Annotated in this window: 16 protein-coding genes; 4 read left to right on the top strand and 12 right to left on the bottom strand. The window is 40.6% G+C overall.

Annotated elements, in window-relative coordinates; translation table 11 throughout:
* Nucleotides 1-46: 46 nt before the first annotated feature.
* Nucleotides 47-1,627 (bottom strand): BCCT family transporter, encoded by a 1,581-nt coding sequence (locus tag WDB87_RS04455; protein ID WP_286247458.1) that lies wholly within the window; start codon nt 1,625-1,627, stop codon nt 47-49.
* Nucleotides 1,628-2,061: 434 nt separating this feature from the next.
* Between WDB87_RS04455 and egtB the strand changes: the two genes are divergently transcribed.
* Together egtB and egtD are read left to right on the top strand one after the other, a co-directional pair.
* Complete coding sequence (gene egtB, locus WDB87_RS04450; protein ID WP_286247460.1) at nt 2,062-3,336, top strand: ergothioneine biosynthesis protein EgtB; 1,275 nt, start codon at nt 2,062-2,064, stop codon at nt 3,334-3,336.
* The gene (egtD, locus tag WDB87_RS04445) at nt 3,333-4,307 is read left to right on the top strand and encodes an L-histidine N(alpha)-methyltransferase (RefSeq protein ID WP_337849192.1); all 975 of its coding nucleotides are present in this window, start codon (nt 3,333-3,335) and stop codon (nt 4,305-4,307) included. The genes egtB and egtD overlap by 4 nt, the downstream gene beginning before the upstream one ends.
* Nucleotides 4,308-4,311: 4 nt before the next feature.
* On the opposite strand, the gene WDB87_RS04440 is transcribed toward egtD, so the two are convergent.
* The 4 genes from WDB87_RS04440 to pxpB all read right to left on the bottom strand — a co-directional run bounded on the left by WDB87_RS04440 (nt 4,312) and on the right by pxpB (nt 8,816).
* Nucleotides 4,312-5,151, bottom strand: coding sequence for a PhzF family phenazine biosynthesis protein (locus WDB87_RS04440; RefSeq protein WP_286247464.1), 840 nt, complete (start codon nt 5,149-5,151; stop codon nt 4,312-4,314).
* Complete coding sequence (asnB, locus tag WDB87_RS04435) at nt 5,135-6,808, bottom strand: asparagine synthase B (protein WP_286247466.1); 1,674 nt, start codon at nt 6,806-6,808, stop codon at nt 5,135-5,137. The genes WDB87_RS04440 and asnB overlap by 17 nt, the downstream gene beginning before the upstream one ends.
* A gap of 414 nt (nt 6,809-7,222) precedes the next feature.
* A complete protein-coding gene (locus WDB87_RS04430; RefSeq protein ID WP_337849191.1) occupies nt 7,223-8,155 on the bottom strand; it encodes a biotin-dependent carboxyltransferase family protein in 933 nt (310 codons plus the stop codon).
* Between the two features lies 1 nt (nt 8,156).
* A complete protein-coding gene (gene pxpB / locus WDB87_RS04425; protein ID WP_337849190.1) occupies nt 8,157-8,816 on the bottom strand; it encodes a 5-oxoprolinase subunit PxpB in 660 nt (219 codons plus the stop codon).
* 196 nt (nt 8,817-9,012) lie between these two features.
* Between pxpB and msrA the strand changes: the two genes are divergently transcribed.
* A complete protein-coding gene (msrA, locus tag WDB87_RS04420) occupies nt 9,013-10,302 on the top strand; it encodes a peptide-methionine (S)-S-oxide reductase MsrA (protein ID WP_337849189.1) in 1,290 nt (429 codons plus the stop codon).
* 201 nt (nt 10,303-10,503) lie between these two features.
* On the top strand, nt 10,504-11,175 hold the full coding sequence (locus tag WDB87_RS04415) for a substrate-binding periplasmic protein (RefSeq protein WP_286247474.1): 672 nt from the start codon (nt 10,504-10,506) through the stop codon (nt 11,173-11,175).
* A gap of 609 nt (nt 11,176-11,784) precedes the next feature.
* Here WDB87_RS04415 and WDB87_RS04410 read toward each other — a convergent pair.
* The 7 genes from WDB87_RS04410 to WDB87_RS04380 form a co-directional block, all read right to left on the bottom strand.
* Nucleotides 11,785-12,666, bottom strand: coding sequence for a LysR family transcriptional regulator (locus tag WDB87_RS04410; RefSeq protein WP_286247475.1), 882 nt, complete (start codon nt 12,664-12,666; stop codon nt 11,785-11,787).
* 313 nt (nt 12,667-12,979) lie between these two features.
* Entirely contained in the window at nt 12,980-13,636 is a 657-nt protein-coding gene (locus WDB87_RS04405; RefSeq protein ID WP_286247477.1) for a CoA transferase subunit B, read from the bottom strand.
* Between the two features lie 14 nt (nt 13,637-13,650).
* The gene (locus tag WDB87_RS04400; RefSeq protein ID WP_337849188.1) at nt 13,651-14,349 is read right to left on the bottom strand and encodes a CoA transferase subunit A; all 699 of its coding nucleotides are present in this window, start codon (nt 14,347-14,349) and stop codon (nt 13,651-13,653) included.
* 45 nt (nt 14,350-14,394) lie between these two features.
* Nucleotides 14,395-15,297, bottom strand: coding sequence for a hydroxymethylglutaryl-CoA lyase (locus tag WDB87_RS04395; RefSeq protein ID WP_337849187.1), 903 nt, complete (start codon nt 15,295-15,297; stop codon nt 14,395-14,397).
* Entirely contained in the window at nt 15,297-17,288 is a 1,992-nt protein-coding gene (locus tag WDB87_RS04390) for an acetyl/propionyl/methylcrotonyl-CoA carboxylase subunit alpha (protein WP_337849186.1), read from the bottom strand. Before WDB87_RS04390 ends, WDB87_RS04395 begins: the two co-directional genes overlap by 1 nt.
* A gap of 8 nt (nt 17,289-17,296) precedes the next feature.
* On the bottom strand, nt 17,297-18,067 hold the full coding sequence (locus WDB87_RS04385; protein ID WP_337849185.1) for an enoyl-CoA hydratase/isomerase family protein: 771 nt from the start codon (nt 18,065-18,067) through the stop codon (nt 17,297-17,299).
* Nucleotides 18,068-18,080: 13 nt separating this feature from the next.
* Nucleotides 18,081-19,688, bottom strand: a complete 1,608-nt coding sequence (locus tag WDB87_RS04380; RefSeq protein WP_337849184.1) for a carboxyl transferase domain-containing protein — start codon at nt 19,686-19,688, stop codon at nt 18,081-18,083.

The raw sequence follows: 19,688 nt of genomic DNA, 5'->3' as shown, positions 1-19,688 counted from the left end.
GCCGCAATAAATGCGGCATTTTTATTAAATGTATTACTAAACTGTATTATTTACCCGTACGAGGCTCAGTACGTAATCCTAACAGTAGGCTTACACACATTAATAACAGTACAGCTGTAAACGGAAGACCCGTTGATACCGCACCCGCTTGCAGGGCTTGTATTGCCTCTGTGCCGCCAATCCATAATAGAGCCGCAGCTATAGAGCCCTCAACCGTAGCCCAAAATATACGTTGTGGTACAGGTGCATCCACTTTACCGCCTGCTGTAATTGAGTCGATAACTAATGAACCCGAATCAGAAGAGGTAATGAAAAACACTAATACTAAAACCACAGCCAAGAACGAAAGCACGCTTGACATAGGCAGTTCGTCTAGCATTTGGAACATTGCCATAGGCACATCAGTTAAACCGTTTACGCCTAAGCTACCAACACCTTGAACAACTTGGTCTATTGCAATGCCGCCGTAAATAGACATCCATAAAATAGTAACCGCAGTAGGAATTAATAATACAGCGATTAAAAATTCTCTAATTGTACGACCACGAGAAACACGCGCAATAAACATACCTACAAACGGTGACCACGAAATCCACCATGCCCAGTAAAATACAGTCCAACCGTGCATCCATGTTTCGTCTTCACGGCCGTGTGGGTTGCTCAGTGGAATAATATTTTCAATGTAACCCATAACAGTATTGGGTACGTTACCGATTGCCACAGCAAAGCCAACTAAACCAACAAACAAAAGTAAGGCAAATGCAATGAGCATGTTTATATTACTAAGTACCTTTACGCCACCGTCAATGCCGCGTACAACTGAGATAATAGCCAGTAAGGTAACGCCAATAATAACCAATAATTGTGCGCCTACACCGCCATCGGTACCAAATACATGATTAATACCGGCAGAAGCCTGCTGCGCGCCTAAACCTAACGAGGTTGCAAGGCCAAACAAAGTGGCAAGTACGGCAAGAATATCAATAATATGACCAGGCCAGCCCCACGCTCTGTCGCCTAATAGTGGATAAAAAATTGAACGAATTGATAAAGGAAGACCTTTATTATAAGTAAAAAACGCAAGTGAGAGCGCTACAACGGCATAAATAGCCCAAGGGTGAAGACCCCAGTGAAACATGGTTGCACCCATGGCTACTTTTGCAGCCTCTGGTGTATTTGCAGTTACATTAAGTGGGGTTTCGTACCAGCCTGTAAAGTAGGCTACAGGCTCTGCAACACCCCAAAACATTAAGCCAATACCCATACCTGCGGCAAATAACATGGCAAGCCATGAAATGCGTGAATGCGATGGTTTAGCACCGTCTCCGCCTAAACGAATATTACCATATGGCGATACAATTAATGCCAAGCAAAATATAACAAAGAAGTTTGCTGCCCACATAAAAAACGCATCAAAGTTATTTATTATATCGAGTTTAATACCATCAAGTGTTGCTTTGGCTGTTTGCGCATCCGAAACGAGAATGGCGACTAAAAAGATGACAATCAAACCGGCACTAATACCAAAAACAGGATTGTGTATATCAAACCCCCATTTTTGAACGTTATCTTGACCTACGGTGTAGTCCGTATTATCAATACTATACTTGTCATGATTTTCGCTCATGAATACCTCTTATGTTGTCCTAACAAGCCAGAGAATTCCGGCATAACACTAAGTTAATTAGCCACAGAGTAAGTTGCATTATTTTCAATAAAACTTATTTGAGGACTAACTAAATTAATCGCTGATCATACCCTTAATAGTGTATGAGTTAAATCGTAAATGTAAAACTATTTGGTGTTATATGCCTGATTACTTAGCGCTAAAAGCTATTTATCACCAAAAAGATAAGCTATTGTTAATTCAGTGAGTGTTAAAAATTAGTTTGTTATTAAACTAAAATTAAAGCAGCGCCTCCAAACTCGTTTAGTCGTTAATTCATTAGTCTACGTTTTAAATGGGTAGAGGGTTTGATTTAATCATTATGTAACATGAATAAAGGTAAAATCTGGCGTAGGCTTTATTTAATCGCAAAGAGTGAAAGGACTAACATTAATATGCTAAACAAGAAAACGAATGAAGCGCACGGCACTGAAAAAATACACGCTCAATTTCAGTCAATTCGCCAACATAGTCTTACACTTATAGAAAACCTCAGCGCAGAAGATTGCCAACTACAAGCAATGGACGATGCAAGCCCAATGAAATGGCACTTAGCTCACACCACGTGGTTTTTTGAAACATTTTTACTTAGTAAGTATCTGCCTAACTACACGCTCTTTGATGAACAATTTAAGGTGCTTTTTAACTCCTACTATAACGGCATAGGTGAGCAATTTAAGCGCGCTAACAGAGGAAGTTTATCTCGCCCTAGTTTAGAGGAGGTGTTGCGCTACAGAGCTTATGTTGATAATGCGCTAAACGAGTTGCTTAAATTAGGCACTAACCAAACACTGTGCAATATTATAGAACTTGGACTGAATCATGAGCAGCAACATCAAGAGCTCATGCTAATGGATATTAAGTATAATTTTTCGGTTAATCCAAGCTTTCCTGCCTACAGCCAAGCCCCAAGTTACTCACCAATGATTAGTGATTCATTAGGCACTTTAAAATTTACCGAATTTAGCCAAAGCATAACCAATATAGGGGCTAATGCTAAAAACGGCTTTTCGTACGATAACGAACAACCTAAACACCAAGCGCTTATCCATGCGTTTAGTTTTGCTAATCGATTAGTGACTAATAGAGAGTACTTACATTTTATAGAGGCGGGCGGATATAAAAACCCTTCATTTTGGTTAAGTGATGGCTGGGCTAATATAAATACCGAGCAACTTAGTCACCCTTTGTATTGGCATTATATTGACGGGCGATGGTTTGAATTTACCCTCTACGGGCTACAGCCTTTAAATTTAGATGCGCCAGTGAGCCATGTAAGCTATTTTGAAGCAGCGGCTTACGCTAATTTTGTAAATGCGCGTCTACCTACTGAGTTTGAGTGGGAGTATGTAGCACAGCAACAAGCACTTATACAACGACAAAACGATTTGCTCACGCCAAGTGCATGTAAAAACCTTGATGTTATCTCGCAGTTAAGCGATACATGCTGGCAGTGGACTAATAGCGCCTATTTACCTTACCCAGGCTTTAAACCCTTTAGCGGAGCCGCAGGGGAATACAATGGTAAATTTATGAATAACCAAATGGTTTTGCGTGGCGGGTGTGTGTTTACCCCAAAAGATCATTTAAGGCAGACTTACCGTAACTTTTTTTATCCACATCAAGCGTGGATGTGCAGCGGCATTAGACTAGCAAAGGACATACTATGAGCCAAGTAACAGCAATTAATCAGCTATCAATAACCGATCTAGACTTTTTAAATGATGTATTACATGGACTAGCTCAACAGCAAAAGTCGCTGCCATGTAAGTATTTCTATGATGATAAAGGGGCGGCCTTATTTGAGCAAATAACTTCATTGCAAGAGTACTATGTTACCCGCACTGAACTTTCCATATTAGAAGATTACTCAAAAGCGATTGCTAGTAGACTGCCCGAGAACCTATCAATTATTGAGCCTGGCTGTGGCTCGGGTAAAAAGGTCGCGTATTTACTCGCCCATATGAGCAATGTAAAAACCTTTGTTCCTTTTGAAATATCATCAGAAATGCTTAATTATTCGCTAGCGCATTTATCACCGTTATTTCCGGAGCTAGCAATTACGCCATTGCTAGGCGATTTTACCCATAGTCAAATGGTTAAGAAGTTAACAAAAGACACCGCCTTAGATAGCCAAACAAATTTAGTCTATTTTCCAGGTTCTACACTGGGTAACTTTGCGCCAGTAAAAGCCATTGAAATAATGAATAATTTTCACCGTTTATGCGGTGTTGATGGCTATGTATTAATAGGTATTGATTTAGTAAAAGAGCGACAAGTGTTACTTGATGCTTACGATGATAAAGCTGGCATTACCGCCGCCTTTAATAAAAACTTACTCCAGCGAATAAATAACGAATTAAATGGCACGTTCATTTTAGATAATTTTAAACACGAATCTCGATTTAACGAAGTGCATAGCCGCATTGAAATGCATTTAGTGAGCAAATGTAATCAAAGCGTGGTAATTAACAACACGCAAATAGACTTTGCAGCGGGAGAGAGCATTCACACTGAAAACTCGCACAAATATACCCTTGAGTCGTTTAAAAATCTTGCTGCCCAAGCTAATTTATCGCTTGAACAAACTTGGCAAGACGAGAAAAGCTACTTTGCACTTTGCCTACTAAGGCCAATGTAATAGCTTAATTCACAACTACCTGATTGCTGCTAAACGTATAGTTTAGCAGCGCGCCTTTTGGTGATTGTTGTATAAGGCTTACTTTATTTAAACCATATAGTCTAAAAATAAGTGGCGCAATAATCGACACCGCAGAGCCAGTTGCAGTATCTTCATTTATCCCAAATTGCGGCGCAAAATACCTAAAATACACGCTTGCGTTGGTATCATTAGTACTATCTATTTGCAGTGCTATCACCGCATTGTTATGCACTTTTGCCAAGCGTGTAAAATTAACCTCTAAATGCTTTAAATTAGCCATGCTTTTAAACAGTATAACGGTATAGCCATTTTTATAAGCTGTTGAGTAAGTTGCTTTTATAGAGTGCGAAAACACATCACAGAGACTGTTACTCTCATCACTTTTTTTGGAGTTAATAGCCGCCAGCTGAAGTTGTACACGGCCTGTAGCTAGCTTAATTTTAAACCGTTCTTTATCGTTTGAAATAAAGTGTGAAGGACAAAAACCAAAGTGTGCTAATAAACATTTTGCAGCAGCAAGGGTGCCATGGCCGCAGCGCTTAATTTCTGATGTTTGATTAAACCAGCGAATGTTACATATACGGCGAGAAATTTCATTTTCATTTATAAAAACGCTAGCAGGGTGCTGCGAATTTGATGCAATTTTTTGCATTACGCGAGTACTCAACCCTTGCGTATAAATAACAATTAACGCACTTGAACCGGCTAAGTGATGCTGTGAGCTAGAAAATACAGGAACTGAATAAAGATGCTTTATATACCGCAACATAGGCTGATTGAGCCTACGTTGCGATAAAAAGGGGCGTTTAGCCTTTGCTTGCATACGCGTCGTTGTGAACGCCAGCAGCACGGCCTGAAGGATCCGCATTATTTTGAAATGATGCATCCCATGCAAGTGCTTCAGGGGTTGAACACGCAACCGACTTACCATGTGGTACACATTTAGCTGATGCATCCCCCGGGAAGTGTGATTCAAAAATAGAGCGATAGTAGTACGCTTCTTTCGAATCTGGTGTGTTAATTGGGTATTTAAACTTAGCGTTAGCAAGCTCTTGGTCGCTTACTTGCTCGTTTACAAACTCTTTTAACGTGTCTATCCAGCTGTAGCCAACACCGTCTGAAAATTGCTCTTTTTGACGCCACAGTACTTCTTCAGGCAGGTAGCCATCGAAACCTTCGCGTAAAATGTGTTTTTCAATTTTGCCATCTTTACACATTTTAGCTTCTGGGTTGATACGCATAGCCACATCAACAAATTCTTTATCAAGAAACGGTACACGTGCTTCTACGCCCCATGCAGCCATAGACTTATTAGCTCGTAAACAGTCAAACATATGCAGCTTTGATACTTTACGGTTTAGCTCTTCATGAAATTCTTGTGCGTTTGGCGCTTTGTGGAAGTATAAATAGCCACCAAATAGCTCATCTGCGCCTTCGCCCGATAACACCATTTTAATACCCATAGCTTTAATTTGGCGCGCCATTAAATACATTGGCGTTGAGGCACGAATGGTGGTTACATCATACGTTTCAATGTGATAAATAACCTCACGAAGTGCATCAATACCTTCTTGAATGGTAAAGTGAATAGGGTGATGCACTGTGCCAATCATATCTGCTACTTTTTGCGCAGCGGCTAAATCTGGTGAACCCTCAAGCCCAACAGAAAATGAATGTAGCTTAGGCCACCATGCGTCACTTTCATCGTTATCTTCAATACGTTTAGCGGCAAAACGTTGCGTAATAGCCGAAATAACCGACGAGTCTAAACCACCAGAAAGTAGCACACCGTAAGGCACATCACACATTAGCTGGCGTTTAACTGCCGCTTCTAATGCTTCTTTAACGTCTTGCGCTTGTGCGCTGTTATCTTTAACTGCGTCGAAAGTTTCCCAATCACGTTTGTAATAAGGCTTAAGCTCACCATCTTTGCTGTATAAGTAATGCCCAGGTGGAAACTCTTCAATGTGCTTACAAATCGGTGAAAGCGCTTTTAGCTCTGAGGCAACATAAAAATTACCATGCTCATCGTGACCAGTATAAAGCGGAATAATACCAATGTGATCGCGGCCAATTAAGTACGCATCGTTTTCTTCATCGTATAAACAAAATGCAAAAATACCATTTAAGTCATCTAAAAACTCAGGCCCTTTTTGTTTGTATAACGCTAAAATAACTTCACAGTCTGATTGAGTCTGAAATTCAAAATCAACCTCTAACTCTGCTGCCAGCTCTTTGTGGTTATAAATTTCGCCGTTAACCGCTAAAATATTTGTTTTTTCAGGGTTGTATAAAGGTTGTGCGCCGCTTGATACACCAACAATGGCTAAGCGCTCATGCACTAAAATCGCTTTTTCAGATGAATACACTCCAGACCAATCTGGGCCACGGTGCCTTAGTAGTTTTGACATTTCAATTGCTTGGGTACGCAATTGAGTGGCGTTAGATTTAATATCTAATACACCAAAAATTGAACACATAGTAACTCCTCATTCCTATTATGTGTGCAGCAGGGCAACTTTGCTATGCTGCGAAACCTTGTTTTATCAGAAATAATTACTCAAGTCACACTGCTTTTACAATTAATTAAGAATAATTTATGCACCAAGTGAAAAGTGCGCGCACCAAACTAGTGCATCACTCACAGGTGTGTCTATATTTACAGCACTTTTGGTGGTTAAAGTCGCTTTAGTAAGGCATTTAGTGCAGTGTTTGAAAAAAAGCACACCATACAAACGCACCAAGTGTGTGCATAAATTAAAGCGAAGCTTAAATTATTTTATTGTAATTTTATGCGTTTAATTAAGTAATCTACGCTTACTTATTACACGTGAATAGAGCCTCGCTAATACTTTAAATAGCGTAATGAAATAGATTTATACCTCATCTTAAAATCAACTATATTTGAGCGCTAAACTGAGCTGGTGCAAGTGACCTTTAAGCTTTTGTTTTGCCAAGTGAGCTTGCTCAAGGGTGACTTGCTTAAATTCAATAGAGTCACCGGGTCTAAATTGCGCAAATTGATGTAAATCGGCCTCTATTACAGTGCCAAGTATAGGGTAGCCACCGGTAGTTTGCGCATCGTTTAGTAATACAATAGGCTCGCCACTGGGTGGTAATTGAATTGTTCCAGGGGCAGTGCCAACAGAGGCAAGTGAGTGACTATGAGTTAGAGGGCTTTCGTTTGTTAGCCTAAGTCCCATCCTGTTGCTGTTATGGCATACTTTAAACGATGTAGAAAAAAACTGTTTAAGAAGCGTATCACCTAGTATTTGTGCGTGCGGGCTTGCATGTATCCTGATCACCTTTAGTTTCGGCGGAGTAATAGCTCCGCGCTGTATAAAACGCGTTATTGGCAGGGGAGATGTTTTAATAGGAATAATGTCGCCCTCGCTAAGTGCTTTACCTGCTAAGCCACCAAAGTGCGCGTTTAAATCGGTTGATTTTGAACCCATGACATCTTTAACATCAATGCCGCCTTGTACGGCTATATAGGCACGCAAACCAGCTCGACCTGTATCAAAGCTTAAAGTTTGATTGGCGTTTACTTGGTAACTCCACCCTGGGTAGAGGGGCGTTTCATCAAGCGTGGCGTTTAAATCAGCGCCTAGTAGGGCAATAATGGCATCTGCTTCAAACTGTAACTCGCACAGGCCTAACGTAACCTCAAGCACAGCGTCATTATCTTTGTTACCCACTAATTTATTGGCAATTATTTGTGCGTAAGGGTCTAAACAACCCGCTTGGCTAACACCTAAATGGCGATAACCGCAGCGCCCGCTATCTTGAATTGTAAGTTGCACGCCGGGTTTAAGTACTTTTATCACGTTATGCTCCTTGCACTGTATTTATTGAAACAAATGATAGCGTATCGCCGGGTTTGAATAAGCATGGCTCAGGATGTGTGCTATCAAAAAGGGGCGTGTTTGTGTGGCCAATGATATGCCAACCGCCAGGTGTTTCTGCTGGGTAAATAGCAGTTTGCTCTGCGCCTAAAGCAATGGCACCTTTAGGTACTTTAGTACGTGGAGTGTCTCTGCGTGGGATATGCAAGCGTGAATCTAATCCATGTAGGTAAGCAAAACCGGGCTGAAACCCTAAAAATAAAACGTGGTAAGTGGCTTGGCTGTGTATTTGAATAATTTGTTGGTGAGTTAGGTTAGTTTTTTTGGCAACAAAATCTAAATCTTCTCCATCATAAGTGGTGTGTATTTTATGGTGAGTGCCTTTAAATGTTGTTGCTTTTACTTTGTCCCATAAATCAGGCAAAGCGTTTTGCCATTTTTCTAAATGAGCTTGCGATTTTAAATAAAGCGTTAAAGAGTTCATGCCTGGGACTAAATCAGAAAATTCATCGTATTGTTTTAGTTGTGCAGTGAGTGCCCAAATTTTTCTTTGCGTTTTAAGTGCATCACTTTGTTTATGGTGTGATGCACTAAGGAGCAAACTAGTATTTGTTAACGCCACGACTTGTAAAAGTTCAGTCATAATTATTATCTTTTTATACAACGTGCAGCAAAGCTAACATAGTTTTGTTTATTTATTCAGTACCTAGCCATAAGAAAAATAATGAAAATGAAATGCAGACTCAAACTGTATTCAAATTTAGCACGTATCTATTTACTGAAATTAAAACAAGGGATGTTAGGTCTTAATTAAAACACGTAGGTATTAAGAGGTATTTATGACATTTTCTCACTCAGTTTATTTATTTGGCGCCGCTATTACGTTTAGCGCCGGTTGTTTTGCTTTATCAACCGAAAAAATAGAGCACAGCAACGTAGAGGCTACAATGCATATAAAAACCATTGTGTTAGGTTCTGGCTGTTTTTGGGGGGCAGAAAAGCGCTACGAAGCATTAGAAGGGGTTATCGATGCAGAGTCAGGCTATGCAGATGGTCATGGCTTTAAAGCTACATATAACAATATCACTGATAAATCACGCCGCTTCGATGAAAATAACTACGCTGAAGTAGTACAAGTTATGTACAACGACAATGTTATTTCTTCTAAAGCATTATTACAGCATTACTTTGAAAGTCATGATCCTACACAATTGAATCGCCAAGGTAATGATATTGGTACGCAGTATCGATCAATTATTCTTACTACCACAAAAGAGCAAGCCCAGCTTGCAGAGCAAGTTAAAGCCGAGTATCAGCCGTTATTAACAAAAGCAGGTTATGGACAGATTAAAACAGACATAAAGCCTCTTGAGGGGTTTGTATCTGCCGAGGAGTATCATCAAAATTATTTACAAAAGAATCCAAATGGCTACTGCCCAGATCACGCTACTGGTGTGGTATTTAATAAGTCTAAAAAAACCGATATAGACAATAATTTTTTACTAACTGGCAAGCAGATTGTGGTACTAGATTCGCGTGAGTACTGCCCTTATTGCGAAAAGTTTAAAAAAACAGTAGCAAACGATTACAAGGGCTCAATCCCTTTAACATTTCGTCATGCTGATGAGCTCAATGGTTTAACTATAAAATCGGCAACATGGGCAACTCCCACCATTTTGTTTTTAGAAAATGGTAAAGAGGTGTATGCGCATCAAGGCTACGCGACCTCTGCTGAATTTTACAAAGCGCTTGGCGCCTTTAAACTAGGCGATAGTGATGCCTACGAAGTCGCATTTCATGAGCGCACCGATAGACCTTACTGTAAAGAGTATAAAGAATTTAAAAACACTCCCGACGGCGTATTTGTAGATAAATTAAGTGGTGAGCCATTATTTGATACCCGCGATAGATTTAACTCAGGAACGGGGTGGTTATCGTTTAAACACCCGGTTAAAAATAGTGTTACTGAGCATAAAGATACTAGCTGGGGAATGACACGCATTGAGCTTAAATCAAAAAGCACAGGTATTCATTTAGGGCATTTATTTAAAGGTGAGGGGCCAAGAGGTACAGATAGATACTGTATTAATGCTACTGTGCTGGAGTTTATACCTCGTAATAAAAGCTGATTTATATGAGCTATCAGTTCGCTCTTATATATGTAATAAATCTAAACTTTAATTAACTGTGAATATGATATATAAATTAATAAAGCAAATGACAAAAAACGGCATTTTATTATCAAACTGATTAATACGTTAGCAATTGTCTCAGGGCTTATTACTATAAGCCCTGTATTAGCACAACCTGTCGAAAAATATGTAATAGGGGTGGAGAATATAGAATACCTGCCTTATTACGATGGCAGTGGCACTAACAAGCGTGACTATTTTGGTTTTAGCAAAGAGTTATTGGAACTATTTGCCAAACAACAGAATATAAAGTTTGAGTTTTACACTTTGCCAATTCCGCGCCTTTATAAAGAGTTTATAGAGCATCATCATGTTGACTTTAAATACCCCGATAACCCGCACTGGCAAGCAAGTTATAAAAATCAGCATCAACAAAGTATTATTTATTCAGTCCCTTCATTGGTTACACATACAGGTATAGCGAGCTTAAAAGACGATATTAAACTTGAAGAATGCAAATCACTTGCAAAAGTTCGCGGCTTTACATTGCAAGGACTTGGTAAATTAACGTCTAGCCCAGAGCTAAAAGTCGTTGAAAATGATAATGTAATCGAGATGATTTATTTGCTGCATAAAGAGCGAGTTGATTGTATATATATTTCACACGATGTACTTAAATACAATATAGAAGAGTTTTTTGATACACCCGTACCTGTGTTTTTTCAGCATCAGCTGCCTGTTGATCGCCAAGCGTTTATGTTATCGAGCATTAAACACCCACAGCTGGTTAAAAAGTTTAATGTATTTTTAAAACAGAATGAAAACACCATTAAACAGCTTAAAAAAAAGCATAACTTTATAGTTGAATAATACTTAATTAAGTGAATTGGTAAAAACGCTGGGGTAGGTAATAGTGTTTATAAAACAAAAACGGCCCATATAAGGTCACCACCTCACATGAACCGCTCTTCACACTGACAACATCTTACACACACAATATAAGATTTGGTTTGCTACAAAGTAGCTAATTTAGTTATTGCTGCGTGCTGCTGGTGGAATAAAAAACAGTTCAAACTAAGTCACCACCTAACTTGAACTGCTTTTTCACACTGACAACATCTTACACACACAATATAAGATTCTTTTCTTACCTTGTTAGAGCTATTACCTCTAAAAAGGTTGCATTTATTTGGTGCAAAACAGTAAATAATGTCTAATAAGTAAAAACGTTTAGCTGCTTGCTTTCAATAAGTTAACTTTAAAATAATCATATAAGTCATACAAACGATAAAAATAAAACTAATAAGTGAAAAAAATTAAGCTATAGACTTTAGTCTAAAGCCTGGATTTATCTTTTTGTTTTTAAATGAATAAATTTAAAGGTTAGGAAATGGGGCAAAAGGGTGGCGATTAAAAAACTATTTTTAAATAATTAAAAAGTAGTATTGCAGGTTTTGCGAGCTCGACACCCTAAATAATTTAACTTTGAATTTTTCTAAAAGTAGATACCACCCACTTAGCAAATAGGTCTAATGCAGGATTTGGCGTATTAGCCTCGTGTTGTACTAAGTAGTATTTATCTTTAGTTGTAAGAGGCTGTTGAAATAGCTTATAAAGCCATTTTTCATCAAACCAACTTTGGCTAATAGGCAGCGGTATAAGTGAAATGCCAATGCCCTGTTGCGCTGCACGAGCGACCCCAAACATACTATCAATTTGTATGATTTGCGTAGGCGAAAAGTCATCTATACCTGCTTTTTCAGCCCATTGGTGCCATGCCCACGGCCTTGCTTTGTGAAGGATTAAAGGAACTTGATTTAATGCTTGGCAATGATCGTCTTTCCACTGTTTTAATAATTTTTCGTTACAAGCAGGAATATACTCTAAATTAAATAATTCAGTAGTAAGGCCCTCAGTGGGTTTACTCGATGATAAAACAATCGATAAGTCACTATGGCGCGTAAGCTCTTTACGTGTTTTAAGCGTATCCATTTGCAGGTTTATATTAGGGTGCTCAGATGTCCACTCACTTAATTTAGGCATGAGTAGCTCACTGGCAAAAAATTCAGGCAGCGTAATAGTTATATTGGTATTTTGTTGCAACTGACTAAATTCATTGATGGTGTTTTCAAGGGTATAAATAATAGGCGAAATGGCATCAAAAAAGTTTTTACCCGCAGCGGTTAAACTAATTGAGCGAGTTTGGCGCTGAAATAACTCAATGCCTAGTTGTTCTTCAAGTTGTTTTATTTGATGGCTAACCGCAGAGGGCGTTAAGTACAGCTCTTTAGCTGCATGTTTAAAACTTAAGCTTTTTGCTGCAAAGCAAAAAGAGCGGAGGCCTCGAATAGGAGTTTGCATGTTTTCCAGAATTGTTTAATTAATTTAAGACGCCTTTAACAGGCAATAATCGAACCAATAATTTAATATAATAATATCAATAGTTTAATTTTAAATATAGCACTAGTTCACAAAAAGGGTGCATAGCTTCTACAAATTAGTGCAAATAATCTAAGCGCTTACATTATAGTTATTTGTATTATAGATAATATTTACTACATATGTGTGAAAAGCTTAAGAATATTTTTAAAGGCAAAAAAAATCCCTCTTGCGAGGGATTTTGGGTAACTCAGCGCCATTGGCACTGGGAATGAGGTCGGTACATGGTAAAGCGTTAAAAAACCATTTCTGGTACTTCACCGTCAACAAGTAGTTTACCTGCTGTTTTACTAATTATTTCATCAACTGATACGCCAGGAGCACGCTCTAATAAATGAAATGCGCCGTCTTTAACTTCTAATACGGCTAAATCTGTTACTATTTTTTTAACGCAATTAACGCCTGTAAGGGGTAAAGAGCAATTTTCTAGCAATTTAGAATCACCATGCTTACTTGCATGGGTCATAGTAACAACAATATTTTTCGCGCCAGCGACTAAGTCCATCGCGCCACCCATGCCTTTAATCAGCTTTTTCGGGATCATCCACGACGCAATGTTGCCGTTCTGGTCAACTTCAAATGCACCCAGAACGGTTAAGTCTACATGACCACCCCGTATCATGGCAAAACTATCTGCACTATTAAATATGGCTGCGCCTGTTGCAGCTGTCACGGTTTCTTTACCCGCGTTGATCATATCGGCGTCTAATTCTGCTTTTGTTGGGTAGGGACCCATACCTAACAAGCCATTTTCGGACTGTAACATAACTTCAATACCTTCAGGTACATAGTTTGCGACGAGTGTCGGAATTCCTATGCCTAAATTAACGTAGTAGCCGTCCTTAAGTTCTTGTGCAACGCGCATTGCAACTTGTTCACGTGATAATGCCATAATTATGCTCCTGCTTAATCTCGTGTTGTTACACGTTCAATGCGTTTTTCAAAGTTGCCTTTAATAACGCGATTTACAAAAATACCTGGGGTATGAATTTGGCTAGGCTCAAGTTCACCGGGCTCTACAATTTCCTCTACTTCGGCAACGGTAATTTTACCTGCGGTTGCCGCCATAGGGTTAAAGTTCATAGCGGTGTGCCTAAATACTAAATTACCGTATCGGTCGGCTTTCCATGCTTTTACAATGGCAAATTCACCCGTTATAGACTCTTCTAAAATATAAGGGCGACCGTTAAACTCTTTTACTTCTTTACCTTCAGCTACAGGGGTACCGTAACCTGTAGCGGTATAAAAAGCTGGGATACCTGCACCACCGGCGCGCATTTTTTCAGCAAGCGTGCCTTGTGGGGTAAGCTCTACATCTATTTCGCCGTTAAGAAGTTGTTGCTCGAATAGGGCGTTTTCGCCAACGTATGAGGCAATCACTTTTTTTATTTGTTTGTCTTTAAGTAAAATACCCAATCCAAAGTCATCAACACCGCAGTTATTAGAAACCACTGTTAGCTCTTTGGTTTTCATTTGTTTAATTTGTTTAATTAAGCCTTCAGGAATGCCGCATAAGCCAAAACCACCAGCAATTACGGTATCGCCATCTTTTAAACCTGCCATTGCAGCTTCGTAACTAGAAACTACTTTATCAAAACCGGCCATGAGTCTCTCCTCATTGTGTTAACTGCCATTTGGCAAGTCAAACTATTATTTTTGTGTGTTGTGCAGTGCAATAGCCACTTTACTTACAGGGGCTTTGCCAAGTGCTTGCGTAATTTGCCAACCTGCGTTACTTAACCTTTGTAAATCAATTCCATGCTCTATGCCAAGCCCATTGAGTAAGTAAACAACATCTTCAGTGGCAACATTTCCTGACGCACCCTTAGCATAAGGGCACCCGCCAAGGCCTGCAACGGCAGCGTCAATGGTGGCTATACCTAAGCTCAGTGCTGCGTAAATATTTGTGAGCGCTTGACCATAAGTATCATGGAAGTGAATTGCTAATTTCGTCTTATTTATGTGCTGTAATAATAAAGATAACACCTCGGTAATTTTATTGGCGGTACCAACCCCTACAGTATCGCCAAGGCTTACCTCATAACAGCCAAGTGCAAGTAGTTTTTGTGTTACTTCAAGCACTTTTTGTGGCGCTATGTCACCTTCGTATGGGCAACCGGCAATGCAGCTTACATAACCACGCACGCGTATATTATTGGCTTTTGCAAACGCCATTAATTCACTAAAGCGCTCAATACTTTCATCAATGCTGCAGTTTATGTTTTTTTGGCAAAACGATTCGCTTGCAGCAGTAAAAATAGCAAATTCCTTAACACCTGCATCTAGGGCAGCTTGAGCACCTTTTAAATTAGGCGTAAGGGCACTTAAATTTACATGGGGTAAATCAAGTGCTTTTATCACGTCGGCTGAGTCGGCCATTTGTGGCACCCATTTAGGTGATACAAATGCCCCTGCTTCTATATCTTTTAAGCCTGCATCACTGAGTGCATTAATTAAGGTAATTTTATCTTTTGTAGGTACGGCTTTTTCGTTTTGCAGACCATCGCGGGCACCCATTTCTACAATACGCACTTTTTTGGGAAAGGCGGTCATTACGATGCCTCCTGCGCCGTGGTATCTTCTACAATGGCAAGTAGGGCACCATGGGTTACAAGTTCGCCCTCGGCAAAACAATAACTTTGTAAAATACCATCGTGCGGAGCGCTCAGTGTGTATTCCATTTTCATGGCTTCAATAATAACAACCGCATCGCCTTTGGTTAAAATGCTTCCTACTTCAACTAAGTGCTTAACTACTGTGCCATTAAGTGGCGCTGCAAGTGGTAGGGCGTCACTTTCGTGGCTGCTAATGTAATGTTTAGTATTTAGAGTAAGCTTGATTTGCAGCGCAGCAAACATCACGCTAATACTGTTATCAATGTGGCTTACATGGGCGGTAAATTTTTCGCCATTAATAAACACGCAGCATTGGTTTTGGTTTAGTTCACCCATAACCTCAAACAGTTCTTCATTATGGTTAATGACATAGCCTGTTTTAGTTTTAACGGCGTTTATAGGTAAATCTGTAAATGGAATATTTATTTTTTGCGGTGCATTAAGTGTAAAACCACTGAGTTGCTGCCAAGGGCTTGCACTTTGAACAGTTTCGTTTTTAGCGCTAAGCGATTCAAGATAAGCAAAGGCTGCAATTACGTGTGCTTTTTCAAGGGCGATACTATCAATACTCACCAATGCATCACCTTGCTCAGCAATAAAGTGGGTACTTGGCGCACCTTGAGCAAACGTAGGGTGGATTGCTAAGTTATGTAAAAAGCCAATGTTAGTGCTAAAACCCGCTAAGTGAAATTGCTCAAGTGCTTGGCGTAAACGCGATAATGCTTGCTCTCGGTTATCATCATGCACAATCAGCTTTGCAATCATAGGGTCGTAAAACGGGCTTATTTCATCGCCTTGTGCAATACCGGTATCAATACGTACAAACTCACTGTTAAGTGGTGTGCTCAACGCTTCTATTGTGCCCGAGCAGGGAATAAAGTCGTTAGCTGGATCTTCTGCATAAATACGTGCTTCAAAGCTGTGGCCTTGGAGTTCTATATCTGATTGCGTAAGTGGCAGTGTTTGCCCAGCGGCAATATTAATTTGCCAACTCACTAAATCTACACCAGTTACCATTTCTGTCACTGGGTGTTCTACTTGCAGGCGAGTGTTCATTTCCATAAAGAAAAACTCATCACCGCACAGCAAAAACTCAACGGTACCTGCACCTCTGTAATTTATAGCCAGGGCGCAGCGTACTGCGGCTTCCCCCATTTCTTTGCGTAGTTCATCGCTTAAACCAGGCGCTGGCGCTTCTTCAATAACTTTTTGATGACGGCGCTGCAGGGAACAATCACGATCCCCTAAATAAACACAGTTACCGTGGTTATCGGCAAATACCTGTACTTCAACATGGCGAGGCTGGTCAACGTAGCGCTCAAGTAGTACTAAGTCGTTTCCAAAACCGGCTATTGCTTCACGTTGTGCGCCCTCAAGTGCATTTATAAAATCGTTGGCTTGCTCAACTACGCGCATGCCTTTACCGCCGCCGCCAAAGGCAGCTTTAATTAGCACGGGATAGCCAATTTTTTCAGCCTCAGATTGTAAAAAAGCAGGGTCTTGGTTATCACCATAATACCCAGGCACTAATGGTACATTGGCAGCGGCCATTATTTCTTTGGCGCGGGTTTTAGAGCCCATAGCCTCTATGCTGCTTGCTAGTGGGCCAATAAACGCAATATTGTTTGCTTCACAGGCTTTAGCAAATTCGCTGTTTTCAGATAAAAATCCATAACCAGGATGAATACAGTCAGCGCCTGCATTTTTAGCTACTTGCAAAATTTTGTCGGCGACTAGGTATGAGTCTTTACTTGGTGCTGGGCCAATGTGGTAGGCCTCATCAGCCATTTTTACGTGTTGTGCATGTTTGTCGGCGTCAGAATAAACAGCCACTGTTGTTAGGCCCATTTGTTTTGCACTTCGCATTACACGGCATGCAATTTCACCACGGTTGGCAATGAGTATCTTTTTTAAAGTGTGTGTGTTCATAGTTAATCCTACAGTTGCCAAGCGGGTGGGCGTTTATCAAAAAAGGCACTTAGCCCTTCTTGGCCTTCATTTGATACACGAATTTTTGCAATACGTTCGGCCGTGAGCTCAATAAGTTCATCGTTAATTGGCTTATTTGCTACATCGTTTATTAATGATTTAGCGGCTTTTACAGCGACAGGGCCGTTATCGATTAATGTTTGCAGCATGTTATCAAGCGCACAATCTAAATTACCGGTGACCTGATGAACCAAACCAAGTTGTTTTGCTGTGTGGGCATCAAACACCTCGGCGGTTAAAAAGTAGCGACGCGCAGCGCGCTCACCAATGGCTTTAATTACATAGGGGCTAATTACCGCAGGGATAAGTCCTAATTTCACTTCACTTAAGCAAAACTGGGCGTCATCTTTACTTAGGGCAATATCGCAACAAGCAATTAAGCCCAGAGCGCCGCCAAACGCAGCGCCTTGTACAGCACATATAGTTGGGTGAGGAGAGGTCGCTAACACCTGCATTAATTTAGCGAGTTGCATGGAGTCGGCAAGGTTATCGGCGTAATTGTTATCAGCCATTGATTTCATCCAGGCTAAATCGGCACCGGCAGAAAAATGCTTTCCTTCGGTTTTTAAAACCAAAGCGCGAATGTCGAGCGTATTTGCATGCTCTATGCACTGAATAAGCTCGTGGATTACTTCACTATTAAATGCGTTACGTTTTTCAACTCGGCTTAAAACAAGTACAGCCACATTAGATTTTGTTATTTGTAGTGTTACTGACATTTTTGCACTCCGGTTACATTCTAAATACGCCAAATTTAGAGTCTTGCTGTGGTGCATTTTTAGCTGCACTCAAGGCAAGGCCTAATACGTTACGGGTATCGGCAGGGTCAATAATGCCGTCATCCCACAAGCGCGCGCTTGCGTAATACGGATGGCCTTGCTCTTCGTATTGATCAATAATTGGCTTTTTAAAATCGTTAACTTCTGGCTCGCTCATGCTATGGCCTTTACGGGCTAAGCCATCTAGCTTAACTTGTGCCATTACACCAGCGGCTTGCTCTCCACCCATTACTGAAATACGGGCATTGGGCCACATCCACATCATGGTTGGTTCAAATGCACGGCCACACATACCATAGTTACCCGCGCCGTAAGAGCCCCCAATTAGCACCGTAAATTTAGGCACATCGGCACACGACACCGCCATTACCATTTTTGCGCCGTGCTTTGCTATGCCTTCAGCTTCGTATTTTTTACCCACCATAAAGCCGGTAATATTTTGTAAAAACACTAAAGGAATATTGCGCTGTGCACATAGTTGAATAAAGTGTGCGCCTTTTTGCGCCGACTCACTAAATAAAATGCCGTTATTTGCCACTATGCCAACAGGGTTACCGTAAATACTGGCAAAACCGGTTACCAACGTTTCACCAAAGTAACGTTTAAATTCATCAAACGATGAGTCATCAACCGTACGGGCAATAACTTCACGCACATCAAATGGTTTTTTAAGGTCGGTGCCTACAATGCCATAAAGCTCGTTTATATCGTAACGTGGCGGTTTAACATCTTCTAAAAGAGGGGCTGTAGGGCGCGTGTAATTAATACGCTCAATACATTGGCGCGCAATAGACAGCGCATGCTCGTCATTTTCAGCAAAGTGATCAGCCACGCCTGATGTTTTACAATGCACATCGGCGCCGCCAAGTTCTTCAGCGCTTACTATTTCACCTGTGGCTGCTTTTACAAGCGGCGGGCCGGCTAAAAATATAGTGCCTTGCTCTTTTACTATTATGCTTTCATCGGCCATAGCGGGTACGTAGGCGCCACCAGCGGTACATAACCCCATTACCACAGCAATTTGAGGAATGCCTTTACCCGACATACGGGCTTGGTTATAAAAAATACGCCCAAAATGCAATTTATCAGGGAATACATCGTCTTGCTCGGGCAGGTTAGCACCGCCCGAATCAACTAAATAAATACACGGTAAGTGGCAGCGCTCGGCTATGTCTTGTGCGCGTAAATGCTTTTTAACGGTAAGCGGAAAGTACGTACCGCCTTTTACTGTGGCATCGTTTGCGATGATCATGCACTCAATGCCTTTAACGCGACCAATACCGGCAACTACACCCGCACAAGCAATTTCTTGTTCGTACACACCAAAGGCAGCAAATTGTGAAATTTCTAAAAATGGCGAGCCTTCATCTAGTAAAGTACTAATACGGTCGCGTACAAATAATTTACCACGACCTTCGTGACGCTGTTTTAACGCAGCGCCGCCACCTAAGCTGATGGTGGCCACTTTGCTTTGTAAATCATCAACTAAAGCGGCCATGTTTTTGTGATTTTGCACAAAAGTAGGATCGTGAGGATTAACGCTCGATTTTAATATCGTCAT

Source organism: Pseudoalteromonas sp. C12FD-1 (assembly GCF_037414265.1).
In the GTDB taxonomy this organism is placed as follows: Bacteria; Pseudomonadota; Gammaproteobacteria; order Enterobacterales; family Alteromonadaceae; genus Pseudoalteromonas.
Note: the sequence above shows the minus strand (reverse complement) of the source record. Positions and strands in the feature narration are given on the sequence as shown.

What these genes read in the sequence shown, in the direction of transcription:
- WDB87_RS04455 (WP_286247458.1), bottom strand. Translation starts at nt 1,627, where the DNA reads ATGAGCGAAAATCATGACAAGTATAGTATTGATAATACGGACTACACC.
- egtB (WP_286247460.1), top strand. Translation starts at nt 2,062, where the DNA reads ATGCTAAACAAGAAAACGAATGAAGCGCACGGCACTGAAAAAATACAC.
- egtD (WP_337849192.1), top strand. Translation starts at nt 3,333, where the DNA reads ATGAGCCAAGTAACAGCAATTAATCAGCTATCAATAACCGATCTAGAC.
- WDB87_RS04440 (WP_286247464.1), bottom strand. Translation starts at nt 5,151, where the DNA reads ATGCAAGCAAAGGCTAAACGCCCCTTTTTATCGCAACGTAGGCTCAAT.
- asnB (WP_286247466.1), bottom strand. Translation starts at nt 6,808, where the DNA reads ATGTGTTCAATTTTTGGTGTATTAGATATTAAATCTAACGCCACTCAA.
- pxpB (WP_337849190.1), bottom strand. Translation starts at nt 8,816, where the DNA reads ATGACTGAACTTTTACAAGTCGTGGCGTTAACAAATACTAGTTTGCTC.
- msrA (WP_337849189.1), top strand. Translation starts at nt 9,013, where the DNA reads ATGACATTTTCTCACTCAGTTTATTTATTTGGCGCCGCTATTACGTTT.
- WDB87_RS04410 (WP_286247475.1), bottom strand. Translation starts at nt 12,666, where the DNA reads ATGCAAACTCCTATTCGAGGCCTCCGCTCTTTTTGCTTTGCAGCAAAA.
- WDB87_RS04405 (WP_286247477.1), bottom strand. Translation starts at nt 13,636, where the DNA reads ATGGCATTATCACGTGAACAAGTTGCAATGCGCGTTGCACAAGAACTT.
- WDB87_RS04400 (WP_337849188.1), bottom strand. Translation starts at nt 14,349, where the DNA reads ATGGCCGGTTTTGATAAAGTAGTTTCTAGTTACGAAGCTGCAATGGCA.
- WDB87_RS04395 (WP_337849187.1), bottom strand. Translation starts at nt 15,297, where the DNA reads ATGACCGCCTTTCCCAAAAAAGTGCGTATTGTAGAAATGGGTGCCCGC.
- WDB87_RS04390 (WP_337849186.1), bottom strand. Translation starts at nt 17,288, where the DNA reads ATGAACACACACACTTTAAAAAAGATACTCATTGCCAACCGTGGTGAA.
- WDB87_RS04385 (WP_337849185.1), bottom strand. Translation starts at nt 18,067, where the DNA reads ATGTCAGTAACACTACAAATAACAAAATCTAATGTGGCTGTACTTGTT.
- WDB87_RS04380 (WP_337849184.1), bottom strand. Translation starts at nt 19,688, where the DNA reads ATGACGATATTAAAATCGAGCGTTAATCCTCACGATCCTACTTTTGTG.